The sequence below is a fragment of the Anaerovibrio slackiae genome (assembly GCF_009695585.1).
GTDB lineage: Bacteria > Bacillota > Negativicutes > Selenomonadales > Selenomonadaceae > Anaerovibrio > Anaerovibrio slackiae.
Map to the genome: position 1 here is coordinate 24,038 of NZ_VUNR01000028.1, position 17,703 is coordinate 41,740.

At 40.2% G+C, this 17,703-nt stretch carries 15 protein-coding genes, 1 pseudogene and 2 riboswitches; of the genes and pseudogenes, 15 read left to right on the plus strand and 1 reads right to left on the minus strand.

Translation table 11 applies throughout. The features are described from left to right. Positions 1–32 precede the first annotated feature (32 nt). From asnB (FYJ84_RS11745) to FYJ84_RS11760, 4 genes are all read left to right on the plus strand, one after another. Positions 33–1,925, plus strand: coding sequence for an asparagine synthase (glutamine-hydrolyzing) (gene asnB / locus FYJ84_RS11745; RefSeq protein WP_154407798.1), 1,893 nt, complete (start codon positions 33–35; stop codon positions 1,923–1,925). Positions 1,926–1,992: 67 nt separating this feature from the next. Next, the gene (locus FYJ84_RS11750; RefSeq protein WP_205764233.1) at positions 1,993–3,129 is read left to right on the plus strand and encodes a glycosyltransferase; all 1,137 of its coding nucleotides are present in this window, start codon (positions 1,993–1,995) and stop codon (positions 3,127–3,129) included. Between the two features lie 34 nt (positions 3,130–3,163). Beyond that, on the plus strand, positions 3,164–4,957 hold the full coding sequence (asnB, locus tag FYJ84_RS11755; RefSeq protein ID WP_205764234.1) for an asparagine synthase (glutamine-hydrolyzing): 1,794 nt from the start codon (positions 3,164–3,166) through the stop codon (positions 4,955–4,957). Beyond that, entirely contained in the window at positions 4,924–6,063 is a 1,140-nt protein-coding gene (locus tag FYJ84_RS11760) for a glycosyltransferase family 4 protein (RefSeq protein WP_154407801.1), read from the plus strand. The genes asnB (FYJ84_RS11755) and FYJ84_RS11760 overlap by 34 nt, the downstream gene beginning before the upstream one ends. A 52-nt stretch (positions 6,064–6,115) precedes the next feature. On the opposite strand, the gene FYJ84_RS11765 is transcribed toward FYJ84_RS11760, so the two are convergent. Beyond that, positions 6,116–6,934: a PD-(D/E)XK nuclease family transposase gene (locus tag FYJ84_RS11765; RefSeq protein ID WP_154407802.1), complete on the minus strand. Its 819-nt coding sequence runs from the start codon at positions 6,932–6,934 to the stop codon at positions 6,116–6,118. Between the two features lie 167 nt (positions 6,935–7,101). Here FYJ84_RS11765 and FYJ84_RS11770 point away from each other — a divergent pair, with 167 nt between their 5' ends. The 11 genes and pseudogenes from FYJ84_RS11770 to FYJ84_RS11815 all read left to right on the plus strand — a co-directional run bounded on the left by FYJ84_RS11770 (position 7,102) and on the right by FYJ84_RS11815 (position 17,491). Next, on the plus strand, positions 7,102–7,494 hold the full coding sequence (locus FYJ84_RS11770; protein WP_154407803.1) for an AMP-binding protein: 393 nt from the start codon (positions 7,102–7,104) through the stop codon (positions 7,492–7,494). A 14-nt stretch (positions 7,495–7,508) separates the two neighbouring features. Continuing rightward, a pseudogene (locus FYJ84_RS14915) lies at positions 7,509–8,156 on the plus strand (AMP-binding protein); the annotation flags it as partial. Between the two features lie 93 nt (positions 8,157–8,249). Next, complete coding sequence (locus tag FYJ84_RS14920; protein WP_328596387.1) at positions 8,250–8,615, plus strand: AMP-binding enzyme; 366 nt, start codon at positions 8,250–8,252, stop codon at positions 8,613–8,615. Beyond that, on the plus strand, positions 8,602–9,744 hold the full coding sequence (gene dltB, locus FYJ84_RS11780) for a D-alanyl-lipoteichoic acid biosynthesis protein DltB (protein WP_205764235.1): 1,143 nt from the start codon (positions 8,602–8,604) through the stop codon (positions 9,742–9,744). Before FYJ84_RS14920 ends, dltB begins: the two co-directional genes overlap by 14 nt. A gap of 12 nt (positions 9,745–9,756) precedes the next feature. Further along, on the plus strand, positions 9,757–10,011 hold the full coding sequence (locus FYJ84_RS11785; protein WP_205764236.1) for a phosphopantetheine-binding protein: 255 nt from the start codon (positions 9,757–9,759) through the stop codon (positions 10,009–10,011). Beyond that, positions 9,998–11,182 carry a D-alanyl-lipoteichoic acid biosynthesis protein DltD gene (dltD, locus tag FYJ84_RS11790; RefSeq protein WP_154407806.1) on the plus strand — a complete coding sequence of 395 codons (1,185 nt, stop codon included), beginning with the start codon at positions 9,998–10,000 and terminating at the stop codon, positions 11,180–11,182. Before FYJ84_RS11785 ends, dltD begins: the two co-directional genes overlap by 14 nt. Before the next feature lie 200 nt (positions 11,183–11,382). Continuing rightward, on the plus strand, positions 11,383–11,958 hold the full coding sequence (locus tag FYJ84_RS11795) for an acyltransferase (RefSeq protein WP_154407807.1): 576 nt from the start codon (positions 11,383–11,385) through the stop codon (positions 11,956–11,958). 219 nt (positions 11,959–12,177) lie between these two features. Further along, positions 12,178–12,288: riboswitch (SAM riboswitch) on the plus strand. A gap of 171 nt (positions 12,289–12,459) precedes the next feature. Next, a complete protein-coding gene (metK, locus tag FYJ84_RS11800; protein WP_154407808.1) occupies positions 12,460–13,647 on the plus strand; it encodes a methionine adenosyltransferase in 1,188 nt (395 codons plus the stop codon). A 229-nt stretch (positions 13,648–13,876) separates the two neighbouring features. Next, on the plus strand, positions 13,877–14,668 hold the full coding sequence (gene dapB, locus FYJ84_RS11805) for a 4-hydroxy-tetrahydrodipicolinate reductase (RefSeq protein WP_154407809.1): 792 nt from the start codon (positions 13,877–13,879) through the stop codon (positions 14,666–14,668). A 53-nt stretch (positions 14,669–14,721) separates the two neighbouring features. Further along, complete coding sequence (locus FYJ84_RS11810; RefSeq protein WP_154407810.1) at positions 14,722–15,753, plus strand: aspartate-semialdehyde dehydrogenase; 1,032 nt, start codon at positions 14,722–14,724, stop codon at positions 15,751–15,753. 170 nt (positions 15,754–15,923) lie between these two features. Continuing rightward, positions 15,924–16,018, plus strand: a riboswitch (glycine riboswitch). A 105-nt stretch (positions 16,019–16,123) separates the two neighbouring features. Continuing rightward, the gene (locus FYJ84_RS11815; RefSeq protein ID WP_154407811.1) at positions 16,124–17,491 is read left to right on the plus strand and encodes an alanine/glycine:cation symporter family protein; all 1,368 of its coding nucleotides are present in this window, start codon (positions 16,124–16,126) and stop codon (positions 17,489–17,491) included. Positions 17,492–17,703: the final 212 nt, after the last annotated feature.

A 17,703-nucleotide genomic window follows, 5' to 3' on the forward strand; every position in this document is an offset into this window, starting at 1 on the left:
TTATTTTTAATGTAACAAAGGTGGAAAGAGAAATGTGCGGAATAGCAGCCCTGTTTTCAATGCATAGTATCGAAAAACAAAATATACAAAAAATGACAGATATTATTATACATCGTGGGCCGGATGCTTTTGGACATGAGTATTTTGAATCTGACAAGTGGCATCTAGGGCATAGACGATTGTCTATTTTGGATGTATCTAATGCTGGAAAACAGCCAATGTCCTATCTGGATAACAGGTATTGGATTACATACAATGGAGAAATTTACAATTATGTAGAATTACGAAAAGAACTCGAAAATTTTGGCTATATATTTCGCAGTAATACAGACACCGAAGTTATTATGGCTGCTTATGATTATTGGGGCAAGGATTGTCTTGCTCACTTTAATGGCATGTGGGCGTTTGTTTTGTTAGATATAGTTTGCAGAAAGATTTTTGTGTCCAGGGATAGATTTGGAGTAAAACCTCTATATTATTGGCATTCCTCTGATGGAGTATTAGCATTTGCTTCTGAAATCAAACAGTTTACAGTATTGGATGGTTGGCAGGCAAAGTTAAATCCTCAGCGAGCATATGATTTCTTGGTATGGGGGCAGTTTGACCATACAGATGAAACAATGTTTTCAGGTGTTTATCAAATTCGGCGTGGAGAGGCTGTCGAATTGAACCTAGATGAGTTAGATAGTTTTAGTGAAAAGCTGACTGTGTATTCTTGGTATGAGCTGCAATGCAAAGAATTTAAGGGAAGTTTTGATGAAGCAGCTGATGAGTTTAGGAATTTACTTATTGATGCGGTTTCTTTGAGGTTACGGTCAGATGTACAGGTTGGTTCTTGCTTGTCAGGGGGACTGGATTCTTCCAGTATTGTTTGCATTATTAATGATTTATTGAGTCAGTCAGGTAAAAGCAATATTCAGTATACAGTATCAGCTGGAGCAAAAGTAAAACGGTATGACGAGAGTGAGTATATTGATGCTGTTTTGTCAGAACGCAAAATTAACGGGTATTATGTGTATCCTGAGTTTGGCACACTTTTTGACATGCTGGATGATATTAATTGGCATATGGAAGAACCTTTTGGTTCCACCAGCATATATGCACAGTGGCAGGTATACAAGGAAGCTCATAACAGAGGATTGACCGTCATGCTGGATGGTCAAGGAGCAGATGAATCTTTGCTTGGATATCATAATTCCTTTGGTGTACAATTTGCAGGATTATTTAGAAATATGCACTTTATAAAGTTACTAACGGAAATAAAAGCTTGTACAAGAATTCATGGTTATGGATTAAGCTTTGTTATTAAAGGTATATTATCTAATATTTTACCTGAGTATGGATTGAATAAATTGCGTCGTATATATAGCGGAGGTGGAAATAGACCTGATTGGATAAATATTGACGGTCTCGGAGTAGATGAAATCAGTCCCAATATTTATACTGGCCGAAAAACAACATCACTTCGTGAGTTATCATATTCTGAATTGATGGCAAGCAATTTGCAGATGTTATTACATTATGCAGATAGGGATTCCATGGCACATTCAGTGGAAACAAGATTGCCATTTTTAGATTATAGATTAGTTGAATTTATATTAGGATTACCGGATGATTATAAGTTATCTAAAGGTATTACAAAAAATGTTTTAAGAGAAAGCATGAAGAATATATTGCCTCAAAAAGTAAGATTGCGTATGACCAAGTTAGGATTTGTTACTCCGGAAGAAGTTTGGATGCGGGAAAATAGTGAGTTTTTTACTACAAAATTAAAGGAATCAATTGAATTATCAAATGGTTTACTAAACAATAATTGTCTTAGATTGTGGCATGATTTTCTTAATAACAACAGAGCATTTGATTTCAAGTTTTGGGAAATGATAAGTTTTGCTAATTGGATGAATAGATTTTCTGTAAAGCTTTAGTTATAATGCACAAAATATTCTATTTAGTTAAGCAAATTTAAATTTTTAAAGGATGCGAATTTTACCTATGAAAAAAGTTACGTCTATTGTACTAAACCCATATATAAACGATTCACGGGTTATTAAGGAAACTCAGACATTGCGTAAAGCAGGTTATGAGGTAAGTGTCATTGCCCTGCATGATGGCAGGGAAGGATTAGCTGAGTATGAGGTTATGGATGGTGTGGCAGTACACAGAATAAAATTGGTTTCTAAGTCCTGGAGCAAGCTGCCTCCTGTCCAGGTGTTAAAGTACATTGAGTTTTGTGTACGGGCAATATGTGAAATCAAGGCGGACATTGTGCATTGCAATGATTTGAATGCTTTGCCAGTGGGATATATTTTGAAATCAATCCTGCGATGCAAAAAGATTGTGTATGATGCCCATGAGCTTGAATCAGAACAAGATGGACAAAGTCGTTTTGTGCGTGTGACATCAAAATTGCTGGAAAGTATATTGATCAAAAAAGCAGATGTAGTTATGACTGTAAGTAATGGTATTGCGAAATGGTATAAAAATCAATATGGTATAAGGAAGCCTTATGTTGTGATGAATGTTCCTAGGTGGAGGAAGATACCGCGAACAGAAAACATGTTTGCGAAAGAGGATGCACGACTACTTGGCAAGAAAATATTTTTATATCAGGGAGGCCTTACTTCAGGTAGAGGAATTGATTATATGCTGGAGGCTTTTCAAAAAAGAAATGATAATAAGGCAGTTCTAATGTTTATGGGATATGGGGAGTTGGAAGAGAGAATAAAAAAAGCCGCTGAGATGTTTGACAACATTTTTTATCACGATGCGGTTTTGCCGGAAGATTTATGGATGTATACAATCAGTGCAGACTATGGATTAGTATGTATTGAAAACACTTGCTTGTCGTATTACTATTCACTTCCCAACAAATTGTTTGAATATGCTATGGCCGGACTCCCTATGGTTTTGACCAATTTGTATGAATTTGTTTCATTGAACAACAATTATCATTTTGGCGTTGTGTTAGATGAATTGTCTGTGGATGCGTTTAACAAAAAAATTGATTATTTATTAAGTATAGATGAAGCTGCTTATAATAAATTTGGGCAAAACGCTAGAAAGATGGCTTTTGATTTATCATGGGAGTGTCAGGAAAAGGTATTGTTAAAAAGTTATTCTGAACTATAATTTTATGTGGCTTTTTAGAAAGAGTGAGATGCTTATGTGTGGAATATGTGGCATTGTTGGCAAGCGTACTTCAGAAAATGTTATGCGAGATATGCTAGATTCTATTGCCCATAGAGGTCCAGATGACGAAGGAATTTTTGAAGAAGGTGATATTTTTTTAGGGCATCGCAGATTGTCCATCCTTGATTTATCAGCCTTGGGGCATCAGCCAATGATGTATGAAAATTATGTTATTGTCTTTAATGGTGAGATTTTTAATTATGTAGAATTGCGCAATGAATTAAAGAAAATTGGACATGTATTTAAAACTGGCACGGATACTGAAGTGATTTTGCATGGCTATGCCCAATGGGGACAGGAAGTTTTTGTGAAATTGCGTGGTATGTGGGCATTGGCTTTGTATGATAAAAATGCGCAGAAAATAATTTTTAGCAGGGATAGATTTGGTATAAAACCTTTTTATTACTATAGCGATGCTAGTAGATTTATATTTGCTTCTGAAATACCTGCGTTGCTAGCCGCTGGCGTTTCGGCAGAGGTGAATTATGATGTTGTGATGCGATATTTGGCTATCAGCTGTGACGATAATGGTAAGGACTGTTTTTTTAAGGATATTTATCAGTTACCTGGTAGCTGCAATATTGAATATGATTTAAAAACAAAAAGTTTTTCTATAGTGAAGTATTATGATTTGTTCTCGGAAATTAATTCAACAAATGATAATACTGCATTTGAAGATGTATTTGATGAAAATTTACTGATACATTTGCGAAGTGATGTAAAGATTGGTTCTTGTTTGTCAGGTGGATTGGATTCTTCTACTTTGGCTGGAGCCATTCAGCATAAAATCGATGGAGTTGGTCAAAAGTTATCTGCTGTGACAGCGCAATCAGAGTTAAAGGAAAATGATGAAAGTGAATTAGCTCGTCAGGTGGCAGAGTACTCCGGCATGGATTGGAATGTAGTGTGCCCTGATTATGATGATTTTTTAGCTGAGCATCAGGAAATGCTTCGCTGTCAGGCAGAACCTGTTGGCTCACCATCAGTTTTTATGCAGTATTGTGTAATGAAAAAAGCCAAAGAATGTGGTATTAAAGTAATGTTCGATGGTCAGGGGGGCGATGAGACACTTTTGGGATATGAAAGATATTATGTGACATACATTTTTTCTTTGCTGAAATCAGGTAAATTTATTGCTGCAGTAAAAGCATATAGAGATATTTGTAAAAATTCAAAGCTGAATGTGATCACTTTAATAAAGTATATTTTCTATTTTGGTTGTCTTCCAATTAGAAAGTCTGTCTTGCAAAAAAGATTACATTTTATCAAAAAAGAGTATCTGGAAATGCTTTTTAAGTCTAGTAGTCAATATTTTGAGCAAAGTAAGGATATGCTGCAACTGCAAATTGATGAAATCACTGATAGCCAGTTACCGCATTTGCTTAAGTATGAAGACCGCAATTCAATGTATTTCTCGATAGAAGCCAGATGTCCTTATGTAGATCATGTATATGTACAAAAAGCTATACAGTTGCCATTTGAAATGAAAGTTGCAGGTGGATGGAGTAAGAAGTGTTTGCGGCATTTGGCTGAAAAATTTATTCCGAAATCAATAGCATGGCGAAAAAATAAATTTGGTTTTGAAGCACCAGAAAAAATATGGCTGGAAAGATATTTAGCAGATATGCAGGAATGTGTGAATCAATCTCGCTTAATAAGAAATTTAGTAAGTGAGATTCCTGAACTGGCATCTTTATCCTTGCGATTGAGATGGCGATTATATAATTTAGCAGTATGGGAAAAGCAGTATTTAAGTCAGAAAGTGTGATGAATTGTATGGGACGAGTGATAAAAGTATGTCACATGACTTCCGCTCATGAATGGAATGATGTGAGAATTTTTATGAAGATGTGTCATTCCCTTCGAGAGGCTGGATATGATGTGTCGCTGGTTGCAGCTGGTGTGAGCAGGGAGTATGATGGTATACATGTCGTAGGGTGTGGTGAGAAGCCGGTAGGGCGCAGGGCGCGTATGGGGGGCTTTGCCAGAAAAGTATACGAGACGGCTAGAGAGTTGGATTGTGATATATATCATTTCCATGATCCGGAGTTGCTGCCATATGGCATCAAATTGAAGCAGGCTGGGAAAAAGGTAATATTTGACAGTCATGAAGATGTGCCGGAACAGATTATGTCAAAGTACTGGATTCCGGTACCGTTTAGATGGATTGTATCAAAGTTATATACGGCTTATGAAAGCTATGCGGTGTCCAAATTTGATGCGGTTGTTACGGCAACTCCGGCAATAGCTGAAAAATTTGTTGGAAGAACAAGAAATGTTGTGGTTATAAATAATTATCCTAAACTGGATGATATTGTGTTTCAGACGAAGCCCTTTGAGGAACGTTCAGCTAATATTTGCTATGCTGGCGGATTAGATGAACTTCGCGGCGGAAGATTCATGGTAGAAGCAGTGAATGAGCTTGATAATGTTCAATTAGTTTTGGCTGGGCCATGCGATGATGTAATAAAGCAGGTGATTTCCGAAGGGAGAAATGTCAAATATTTAGGGCAACTTGATAGAAAAGAAGTTAATGTGATGTATAGCAACGCTATTGTTGGCCTTGTTTTGTTGCAGCCACTGGAAAGATATAAGGTATCTAAGCCTGTAAAAATGTATGAATATATGGCTGCCGGATTGCCTTTTGTGTGTTCGGATTTTCCGCTGTGGCGTGAGTTGGTAAAAGAAACTGGTGCTGGCATTTGTGTGCCATACGGTGATTTGGATGCTGCAAGGCGTGCTATTTTGCAATTGGTAAATGATAAAGAAATGGCACAGAAAATGGGGATAATGGGGCGTAAGGCTGTGGAAAATAAATATTCATGGAATAAAGAGGTTCAGAAGCTGGTCAATCTCTACAAATCTTTGCAGTAAAACAGCCGCAAAAATGCGGCTATAGATGGTGGATAGGTATTTGCATCAGTTGTCATAACAATGCCATATATAAATTGTACTGTGATTTGTCAATGCCAATGGCTTCCATGGCTTCTAAAGGAGAATATTGTTTCTTTTGGATAAGGTTTTTAATGCTTTTTAATAAAGCATTATGTTCACCTATACGCATGCCTTCGTCAAATTTTTTGGCAGAGTATTCTTCTACGATATTGCACATTTTGGTTACCTCCTCTTTAGTTGATTTCAGGTATTTCATCCTGTCAGATAATAGTTTGGAGTGCATTTTGTCCGCATCAGGCTGTTTGAAGTCTTGCATCAATTTTCCTAATGGGGTGTCATCAGTGTTTTCGCCGTTTACATAGATTATATGGGCTTTATCGTTGAACTGCTGGCTGACTTCCATGATACATCTTTCGATGTGGTATATCGGCAATCCGTAGCCCAGGACGTCCTTGGCTGTGATGAAGATGACATAAGTCTCTGGCAGCTTGTCAAAGTCATCGCCAGCGTTCAGTTTTCTGAAGTCCAGCATATCAATGTTATATCTGGCTCTTTTGGGCTCTGCTCCGTCATTGGCATTTTGTACCTCGAAGTTGTATTCGTTCCCATATTGGTCAGTGGCGAATACATCAAAGCGGACACTGCGGCCATAGAGGTTGGGAACACTATGCTGAGCTTGGATGTGGTTGACTCTTAAATCAGTCCTGTTCATGATGATATTGAGAATGTACTCCATAGCACCAAAGTTGTTATCCATGAAACTGTTAAAGAAAACATCATCCATGAGTGTCATTTGCTGGATTTTTTCGATTAGTTCCTGCCAGTGGGGATTATTAGTTATGTTATTCAAATCAGTCACCACCTAACGCTTTTTTTAGTTTATTATAACATAAAACAAAACACATGTCCAGTGATTTGGTAGAGATTATAGTTTATTTTCTATGAGTTTTTCGAGGTGAGGGAAAGAAAGTTGTAATTATAGAGAGGATATAAATACTGTTGTAAGGAGGAGTTTATATGTGGCTATTAGATGAGTTAGAAAAGTTAAAGGAAAATGAAACAGTCGCTGTACGTTATAAAAATGAGTCTATAACGTATAAAGAGTTATGGAAGCGTTCTGAATGTATAGGTGCATATTTTATAGCAAAGGGGTGGGATAAGAAACCAATTGTAATATATGGTAATAAAGAAATTGATATAATTCCGTGTATGCATGCTGCACTAAAAATTGGTATCCCGTATGTTCCAGTAGATACGTTATATCCTGTTGAGAGGTTGAAAAAAATAGCTACTGCGGTTGAGGCAGATGTTGTAATAAATTTTTCTGATGTCTCGGATGTATGGAAGAATTGCATTTCCAGTAAGGAGATATATGAAATTTACAAAGAAAATATGTTCTACGGGGGGTAAAAAGCTCTAGCTGGGTAAAGGATGAAGATATTTGTTATATTTTGTTTACGTCAGGAAGTACCGGAGAACCGAAAGGGGTTCCTATATGTAAAAGGAATTTGGTCAATTTTTCTACTTGGTTTAGTAAGTATTTTTCTCCATATATGATAAACAAGGCTACTATTAATCAAGCACCGTATTCTTTTGATTTATCAGTAATTGGTTTGTATGTTTGTCTTCCGCTTGGGAATTATTTAGTCAATATAGATAAAGAAATGTCTAGTAATTTTACATTGCTAGATGAATATATTGAGAAATGTAAGCCAAATATTTGGATTTCAACGCCGTCATTTATGAAAATGTGTATGTATGATCAGCAGTTTTTAGAACTTACGCGTTCTAGCATTGAGGAAATAATTTTTGACGGAGAAGTGCTTACCAAAGATTTAGCGAAAGATTTGTTAGTTTGGTATAAAAATGCAAAACTTATAAATGCATACGGACCTACTGAGGCCACGGTTGCTATAAGTGCTTGTGAAATAACAGCAGAAATGCTTATGCCAGATCAGGAATTGCCAATAGGTTATCTAATAGATGATGGAGAAATTGAAATAAAGCAAGACTATGTAAGTGAATTGGGTGATGTAGTTGGTGAATTATACATAAGTAGCCATTCTGTTGCTAGAGGGTACTATAATAGTTCAAGTGAAACAGAAAAGGTATTTTCAACGGATACTTGTGGTTTGAGGAGATATAATACTGGAGACTTAGTTTATATGCGAGATGGATTATTATATTATGTGGGGCGGAAAGATTTTCAAATAAAGCTAAATGGGTACAGAATAGAAGTGAATGATATAGAGGCTAATTTACAGAAGTTAGATTATATTTCTTCCAACTGTGTAGTTCCAGTAAAGGAGAACAATAAGGTAATTTTTTTGTGTGCATTTGTGGTCTTGTGTGATGGGCAAAAAGAAAACGACTTAAAAATGAGTATACGAATAAAGCATGATTTGGCTCATAAACTTCCAGCATACATGGTTCCTAAAAAAATTATTTTTATGGATGAGTTACCATTGAATATTAATGGTAAGATTGATAGAAAAATGTTACTGGAGGGGATTAATAGTGATCATAAATGAGTATGGTGATGGTCTCGCATTATATGTTTTTGCGTTAATTCTCATTCCAGCTGTAATACTTGGTTGCATCGGTAAAGGCATTCGTTTCTATGGAATGGTCATTAGTGTTCCAGTGTTATATTTGCTTATAGGGGAGCATTTTCAAAACTTTATCGTAATAGTAAGCGGAGAATTATTAATATTATGGATATATTATAAATTGCATAATGTATATAAAAAAAATTGGGTATACTATGCAACGTTAATATTATTGATATTTCCAATTTTTGAATGTAAAGTGGCAGGCATTTTTGCTTTTCCATCTTTAGCATTTCTTGGTATTTCATATTTTGGATTTAGAATGTGGCAGTTGGTAATAGAAATACATGACGGACATTTAGATAATTTAAATTGGTTTAATGTCATATATTTTGTATTATTTTTTCCTTCTTTAAGTTCTGGTCCCATTGATAGATACAGGAGATTTTCGGATGAGATTACCGATAAGCTTTCAGGGAGATTGTATTTTTATGAATATTTTTTGCCAGGATGTAAAAAAATATGTATTGGTGTTATTTATAAATTTTCTTTGGCAGAGTTTATAAATCAGTTTTGGCTTAGTAAGATTCCTACAGTAGTAACGGGCATATCATCTATAGAATACATGTATTCATATACGTTGTATTTATTTTTTGATTTTGCCGGATATTCTCTTATGGCGATTGGTACAGGTTATCTACTTGGTGTTACATTACCGGAAAACTTTAACAAGCCTTTTTTGGCACGTAACATGAAAGAATTTTGGGATAGATGGCATATATCACTGTCAAGATGGTTTGGAGATTATTTGTTTTCGCGGATAGTTTTAAATTTGTTACGTGGTGGAGCTATAAAAAAGCAGACAACGGCGGTGAGATTTGCATATATGGTAACGATGTTTACCATGGGAATGTGGCATGGTTTTACGGTATATTATCTATTATATGGTTTATATCAGGGGGTTATGCTGGTGTTAAGTGATATATACGTGAAATCCAAAACATATAGGGAACATATAAAGTTACCGTGGTATAACACTGTAAGCAGGATAGTATGTTTTCACTTTATAGCATTTGGTATGTTAATATTTTCAGGATATTTATTTAAGTAAGGAGGAATTAAATTGGATTACAAGATTATGGCCGTAGAAATTTTAGAGCAAGTGAGTGAGATGGAGGGATTGAGTGAAAATAGTGATTTAGACTTATTTGAAGCAGGTCTTTTGGATTCTTTGGCAGTTATAAGTGTAATTGTTCAAATAGAGGCAAGGACGGGGATTAGGTTACAACCAACAGACTTCAAAAGAGATGATATAGCTTCTGTAGAAAAATTGACTAAATTTTTAGAGAACAGGGGAATTAAGGATGCATCACTATAGAAAAATATATAAATGTTTAAATATTATTGGCATAGTGGTAATAGCAGTTGCTGTAATATTGTGCAGTTGTACAATGTGGTTGGATTGGGAACTTGCAATATTGGATGATAAGCATGTTAATCTTGATAGTAACATCAGAAAAGATAGTGGGATGTATTTATTGCAGCGCTCATTAAAGAAAGGTGATTTGTTGTTAATAGGCTCCAGTGAACTGTCGGCACCAGTAGAACAAAATCCAATAAATCTTTACCCTAATAACGAATTGCCTGCTAATATTAACAAAATTGGGCACGCATATCAGCAATGCCTATTAGATGGAATTATGTTAGGAGCTTTAAGAAAAGATGATTCTGTTAATAAAATTGCTTTAATCGTATCGCCTCAATGGTTTGAAGGGAGTGATATAGATAAAAAAGGCTTTCAATCTAATTTTTCTGAGCTGCAATTTTTGACATTTCTTCGCAATGATTGCATAGCCGATACATCTAAGAAATATGTATGTGGAAGGTTATACGAATTATTGGATGATGATAAAGCAAATGGTGAAAGTAGGTTTTTGTCATTAATTTACAAAGATAAAACAGTGGTGAATGATGTTCTAAAACTAATTTTTTATCCTTATTATGAACTTAAATATAGGTTATTGGTTTTAAAAGATAAGTATAGGGCGTATAGGTTTTTGAAGGATACAGAAGAAACCTCAACAGTTAAATATATAAATTGGGATGAAGCTATGAAAAAAGCTAGTTTGCAAGGTGAAGAAGCTTGTACAAATAATAACCTGTTTGTCTATGATGAATACTATACAAAATATATAGCTAATAGACTTGACAGTTTGGCTAATATATCAAAGAATGAGGAGTTATTGAATTCTAGAGAGATTGATGATTTTAATTTTTTATTAGAAATGTCAAATACAAGTGTTATAAAACCTTATTTTGTGTTCATGTCGACAAATGGACTGTATTATGATTATCGAGGTTTAGATAGAGTAAAGAGAATAGCTTTATATGATTATTTACAAAAAGAAACAGATAAATGGGGGATACCATATCTAGATTTGCGAGAATATGAGTATGAGCCATACTTTTATTGTGATGTTATGCATCTTGGATGGAAAGGATGGACTTTGGTTAATGAAAAAATTTCAAAACATTTTAGACAGATATGAAACTGTAATAAAGCATAACTTGACTAAAACAATATTTTTAGTTATTGCTTTTATACTGTGGTTAATTGTTTTTTTAGAAAATGAAAGTAGCAATGTGACATTCATTTATAATAATTTTTAGCAGTAAAATTTGGTAAAGATGTAGCGTAATATAAATGAATTAAGCAATATTTAAATAATATTTTAAGGCGGTGTTATTTATGCAGGAAAATAAGTTTTTTGTTCATGAATCATCTTATGTGGATGATGGTGTAAGCATTGGTGAGGGAACGAAAATATGGCATTTTTCCCATATCTCGAAAGGGGCAGAAATAGGCTCCGGGTGCAATCTGGGGCAGAATGTTTTTGTGGGTAATGATGTCATGATTGGCAATAAGGTGAAGATACAGAATAATGTCAGCGTGTATGAAGGGGTGGAGCTGGAGGACTATGTCTTCTGCGGCCCTAGCATGGTGTTTACCAATGTGCGGACTCCTAGATGTGAATTCCCTCGTAATACTGCAGCGGATTATAAGAAAACATTGGTCAAGAGAGGTGCCAGCATCGGGGCTAATGCTACAATAGTATGCGGTACTACCTTGGGGCGTAATGCTTTTGTGGGGGCAGGCTCTACTGTTACCAAAGATGTGCCAGATTACGCTGTAGTGTATGGCAATCCTGCCCAGATAAAGGGATATATGTGCGCCTGCGGTGATACCATAGTGCCTGCGGATGCTGATAAGCTGGAGTGCAAGCGTTGTGGCGTAAGTGTATCCATACAAAAGAAGCATTCATGAACAGCCTGTGCAAAACAGCTGTATAGGCCGCAGCTGTTTTGCATATATTTGATATTAGTGGGGATTCGGCAGCATTTTGCACTGGTGCATTTGAGTGAAATTATATCAATAGTTACGTTGGCAGTATGGAAAATTCAATTTTATTGATTTCCCCATTGACAAGATGGCTAATTTAATGTATCATGTACTCATGCTTTACAGAGCATACAACGAAATATGAACTCATCCAGAGCGGTGGAGGGACTGGCCCTATGAAGCCGCGGCAACCATTGTCCATGTGAGTGGACGAAACGGTGCTAATTCCTGTAGGCTGTGCCTGAAAGATGAGAGAAATGTGAACTCTCTCATTGTGGAGAGTTTTTTTATTATCTAAAAACAGGGCTGTGTGTATCCCTGAACGGATAAGTTGCTAAGCTGACAAGCTAGAGATAAATTACTGTATGGCTTCATATTTCATTTCTATCAAATTAATTTTTCTTGATGAAAGAGGAGGCATTTTTTATGGCAAAACGTTTATTGTTTACTTCTGAGTCTGTTACCGAGGGGCATCCTGATAAGATTGCAGACCAGATTTCTGATAGTGTTCTGGATGCAATTCTTGAAAAGGATCCTTATGGCCGCGTGGCCTGCGAGACCTTGGTGACTACCGGTCAGGCTCATATTGCCGGTGAGATTTCTACCAAGTGCTATGTGGATATTGCCAAGATTGCCCGGGAGACCATCCGCAGGATCGGCTATACCCGTGCTAAGTTCGGCTTTGATGCTGATACCTGCGGTGTTTTGATTTCCCTTGATGAGCAGTCTCCTGATATTGCCCAGGGTGTTGACAAGGCTCTGGAGGCAAGGGAAGGTGACCTGGACGAGGCAGAGGCTACCGGTGCCGGTGACCAGGGCATGATGTTCGGCTATGCTACCAATGAGACGCCTGAGTTCCTGCCGCTGCCAATCGCGCTGGCACATCGCCTGGCACGCCGCCTGACCGAGGTGCGTAAGAACGGCACCCTGCCGTATCTCCGCCCGGATGGCAAGACTCAGGTAACTGTTGCCTATGAGAACGGCAAGCCTGTAGCTATTGATACTATTGTTATCTCCACCCAGCATGATGAGAACGTCACCCTTGACCAGATTCGCAAGGATTTGATTGAGCATGTCATCAATGCTGTTATTCCTGCGGAGCTTCTTAGCGAGGAGACCAAGTATTTCATCAACCCTACCGGCAAGTTCGTTATCGGCGGCCCTCAGGGGGACTGCGGCCTGACAGGGCGCAAGATTATTGTTGATACCTATGGCGGCATGGCTCGTCATGGCGGCGGCGCTTTCTCCGGCAAGGATCCAACGAAGGTTGACCGCTCCGGCGCTTATGCTGCCCGTTATGTGGCAAAGAATATTGTGGCTGCCGGCCTGGCAGAGCGTGCCGAAGTGCAGCTTGCTTATGCTATCGGCGTGGCTACCCCTGTGTCCATCATGGTTGATACCTTTGGTACTGGCAAGGTGGATGACCGGGTGCTGGAGGAGCTGGTACAGAAGAATTTCGATCTGCGCCCGGCCGGTATCATCAGGATGCTGGATTTGCGCCGTCCTATCTATGCCCAGACTGCTGCCTATGGTCATTTTGGCCGTACCGACATCGACCTGCCTTGGGAGCATACTGACAAGGCTGAGGCCTTGAAGCAGCAGGCTGGTATCTGAGCTTCACTTGTATAACAGCATTAAAGAAAATCAGCGGCCGTGCAGGAATGTGCGGTCGTTTTTCTTTTGCTGAAGCTGCAAATTTTCCACCATTAAGTTGCCTAGATATAGACTTTTGTAATTTTATGGTGGATTTTTTTAGAAAAAAGCTTGCATATTCGGCTTATTTCCTTTATTATATAGTGGTATCTGAAATTTGACTAAATAATGTTGTTTGGAGGCGTTGACTTTGATTAAGGTTCTGGTTAGCGGTGCCTGCGGCAGGATGGGACAGGCAGTGGTAAAGGCTGTCATGGAGGATTCTGAGCTGCAGCTGGTAGGTGCAGTTGATATTGTGGCCGGGGCAGATGCCGGTGAGCTGGTTGGCATGGGCAAGAGCGGCGTAATCGTTGCTGATGACCTGGCCAAGGCTATTGATGAGACCAAGCCGGAGGTAATGGTTGATTTTACCCGCCCGGATGTTGTGTATGGCAATGCAGTGCTGGCTGTGAAAAAGGGAGTATCCCCGGTTATCGGCACCACCGGTCTTTCTGATGAGGCCAAGGCTGAGCTGGAGGCTTTGGCAAAGGAGCACAATACCCCTGTGTTCATCGCCCCGAATTTTGCTATCGGTGCTGTGCTGATGATGCTGATGGCAAAGCAGGCTGCCAAGTATATGCCTGAGGTGGAGATTATTGAGCTGCATCATGACAAGAAGCTGGATGCTCCGTCCGGCACGGCTTTGCAGACGGCTGCCATGATTTCCGAGGTGCGTGCGAAGCATCAGCAGGGCAACCCTGAGGAAACGGAGAAGGTTGCCGGTGCCCGTGGTGCCAACGTGGACGGCATGCATATTCACAGCGTGCGCCTGCCGGGCTATGTGGCTCATCAGGAGGTTATTTTCGGCGGCCTGGGGCAGACGCTGACTATCCGCCATGATTCACTGAACCGTGAGTCCTTTATGCCGGGTGTGTGCCTGGCCTGCAAGAAGGTTCGCGGCCTCAGCGGCCTGGTAGTAGGCCTTGACAAGGTAATGGACTAAGCTGGCAGGGCAAGGGCGTTTATGATATCAAGCATTGAAAGGATGTTTAGAATATGAAGAAGTACAATGTTGCTATTTTGGGTGCTACCGGTGCGGTAGGCCAGGAATTTTTGAATCTGATTGAGGAGCGCAATTTTCCTTTTGCAGAGCTGAAGCTTTTGGCTTCCAAGCGTTCCGCGGGCAAGAAGATTCAGTTCATGGGCAAGGAGTACACTGTGGAGGAGGCTACTGATGCTTCTTTCGAGGGTGTGGATATTGCTCTCTTTGCCGGTGGTGCTGCCAGCAAGACTTTTGCTCCGGCTGCTGTAAAGGCTGGTGCCGTTGTTATTGATAATTCCAGTGCCTTCCGCATGGATCCTGAGGTGCCATTGGTAGTTCCTGAGGTAAATCCTGAGGCTATTGCCAGCCACAAGGGCATTATTGCCAACCCGAACTGCTCTACTATCATCATGGTTATGGCTTTGAAGCCTCTGTATGATGTGTCCAAGATTAAGCGCATCGTGGTTTCCACCTATCAGGCTGTTTCCGGCGGCGGCAAGGAAGCTATGGCTGAGCTGGAGGAGCAGGTAAAGGCTATCAACGAGGGCAGGGAGGTTGTTGCCAACATTCTGCCTGGCGCATCCCTGGCAAAGCATTATCAGATTGCTTTCAACCTGATTCCTCAGATTGATGTCTTCAAGGAGAATCTCTACACCAAGGAAGAAATGAAGATGATCGACGAGACCAAGAAGATCATGAGCGATGATTCCCTGCGCATCACCGCTACTACTGTCCGCGTGCCTGTTTACAGAAGCCATGCTGAGTCCGTCAATGTAGAGTTCGAGGATGAGATTTCCGTGGAGAAGGCCCGTGAGGTGCTGGCTGCTTTCCCTGGCGTTACCCTGACCGATAATCCTGATGAGCAGGTTTATCCGATGCCTCTGGAGACCTCCGGCAAGGATGATGTAGAGGTAGGCCGTATCCGCAAGGATTATTCCATTGACAACGGACTGAACTTCTGGGTATGCGGCGACCAGATCAGGAAGGGGGCTGCCCTGAATGCCCTGCAGATTGCTGAGTACATGATTGAGCATGATATGTTCTAAGCTGAAATAGAACGATATATAGATACAAGGGGCCTGTAGCGTTGGTTACAGGCTTCTTTTTTTGATTATTAGTATGTGGGCATGTTGACCTTTATATGGTTTTGTGATAATATAATTATCGCTGATAATTCCGAAGAATTTGCCAGAATTTCGTAAAAAAGACTGGCAGAGGAGGAAACTCTGGAGAACTCCATTAAATTGGGTACCGAAGGTGCAAGGCTCGTTCAGGGCTGAAACTCTCAGGTAAAAAGACAGAGCTATGGCGGCTTTTTTGTGCCGCTTTTAGTCCTGTGCTCCGGGGTGCTCTTGACCTGTGTCAAGGCACCTGTTTTTTTATGCAAGGAGATAAAATAGGAGGTATGTGGTTTTTATGTTTAATGATTTGCTGCCGGTAGTCCAGATGGTGAATGCGTATCTGTCTGATTACATTCTAGTGTTTTTGCTGATTGGTGTGGGGCTGTTCTACAGCATCCGCACCAGGTTTGTACAAATCCGCTGCTTTGGGGATGGTATGCGGAAGGTGTTCGGCAATTTTTCCTTTAACGGCAAGGCCAAGGAAGGGCAGATGAGCTCCTTTCAGGCTCTGGCAACGGCCATTGCGGCACAGGTGGGCACAGGCAATATCGTAGGCGCCTGTGGTGCTATCCTGACCGGCGGCCCGGGGGCTATTTTCTGGATGTGGGTGATTGCCTTCTTCGGCATGGCTACTATCTATGCAGAGGCGGTGCTGGCGCAGGTGACCCGCATCAAAAAGGCTGACGGCAGCGTCCATGGCGGCCCTGTCTACTATATCCATGAGGCGTTTCCGGGAGCTCTTGGCAGGGTGCTTGCTGTGTTCTTTGCTATTGCCATTACCCTGGCACTGGGCTTTATGGGCTGCATGGTGCAGTCCAACTCCATCGGTGAGACCAGCAGCATGGCCTTTGGCGTACCGGCATGGATCATCGGTGTAATTGTGGCGGCCATTGCAGGTTTTGTCTTCCTGGGGGGCGTCAAGCGGATTGCCGCCATTACGGAGAAGCTGGTGCCTCTGATGGCTCTTTTGTACATTACCGGCTGCCTTCTGGTGCTGGTGATGAATTATGACCATATTCTTGATACCTTTGGCATGATTTTCTACTATGCCTTCAATCCCGAGGCTCTTTTGGGTGGCAGCTGGGGTGCGGCCCTGAAGACTGCCATCAGCCAGGGTGCCAAGAGGGGACTGTTCTCCAATGAGGCAGGTATGGGCTCTACGCCACATGCCCATGCCCTGGCGAATGTCAAGCATCCTCATGAGCAGGGGATTACCGCTATGGTAGGTGTTTTTGTTGACACCTTTATCGTGCTGACCTTGACGGCTCTGGTGGTTATATCTACCCTGTATACTGATGGCGGTATTCTTGCCTCCGGGACGGCAGAGGGAGTCAGCAAGACAAACATGGCGCAGCTGGCCTTTGCCAGCGTCTTCGGCAACGGCATTGCCAGCGTTTTTATCGCGGTCAGCCTGCTGTTTTTCGCTTTTTCCACCATTCTCAGCTGGAATTTGTTTGCCAAAATTAACGTGACTTATCTTTTTGGTGCACGGGCGGCAAAGGTCTTTTCCTTTGTGGCAATTATTTTCGTTTTCCTTGGCTCCTGCCTGTCCAATGATCTGGTCTGGGAGCTGGCGGATATGTTCAATAACCTGATGGTTATACCGAATGCGCTTGCCTTGTTTGCTTTGAGCTCGCTGGTGCTGAAGCATCTGGATGATTAACGGTATAAACCGGATAAAATGAAATAATGAAATAATGGACAGGCTGTCTGAGTGATATTTTGCGTATCACAGGGGCAGCCTGCTTTTTTTATCTTAATGTGGCAGAAGACTCCCTGCCTCTATAGGCGGGAGATGAATGCCACGTCCACCGAATTTACGCAAGTAATTGAGGTGGACAATAGAACATAGTGGTGATATAATAGTAAGTGACA

What these genes read in the sequence shown, in the direction of transcription:
- asnB (WP_154407798.1), top strand. Translation starts at nt 33, where the DNA reads ATGTGCGGAATAGCAGCCCTGTTTTCAATGCATAGTATCGAAAAACAA.
- FYJ84_RS11750 (WP_205764233.1), top strand. Translation starts at nt 1,993, where the DNA reads ATGAAAAAAGTTACGTCTATTGTACTAAACCCATATATAAACGATTCA.
- asnB (WP_205764234.1), top strand. Translation starts at nt 3,164, where the DNA reads ATGTGTGGAATATGTGGCATTGTTGGCAAGCGTACTTCAGAAAATGTT.
- FYJ84_RS11760 (WP_154407801.1), top strand. Translation starts at nt 4,924, where the DNA reads ATGGGAAAAGCAGTATTTAAGTCAGAAAGTGTGATGAATTGTATGGGA.
- FYJ84_RS11770 (WP_154407803.1), top strand. Translation starts at nt 7,102, where the DNA reads ATGTGGCTATTAGATGAGTTAGAAAAGTTAAAGGAAAATGAAACAGTC.
- FYJ84_RS14920 (WP_328596387.1), top strand. Translation starts at nt 8,250, where the DNA reads ATGCGAGATGGATTATTATATTATGTGGGGCGGAAAGATTTTCAAATA.
- dltD (WP_154407806.1), top strand. Translation starts at nt 9,998, where the DNA reads ATGCATCACTATAGAAAAATATATAAATGTTTAAATATTATTGGCATA.
- FYJ84_RS11795 (WP_154407807.1), top strand. Translation starts at nt 11,383, where the DNA reads ATGCAGGAAAATAAGTTTTTTGTTCATGAATCATCTTATGTGGATGAT.
- metK (WP_154407808.1), top strand. Translation starts at nt 12,460, where the DNA reads ATGGCAAAACGTTTATTGTTTACTTCTGAGTCTGTTACCGAGGGGCAT.
- FYJ84_RS11810 (WP_154407810.1), top strand. Translation starts at nt 14,722, where the DNA reads ATGAAGAAGTACAATGTTGCTATTTTGGGTGCTACCGGTGCGGTAGGC.
- FYJ84_RS11815 (WP_154407811.1), top strand. Translation starts at nt 16,124, where the DNA reads ATGTTTAATGATTTGCTGCCGGTAGTCCAGATGGTGAATGCGTATCTG.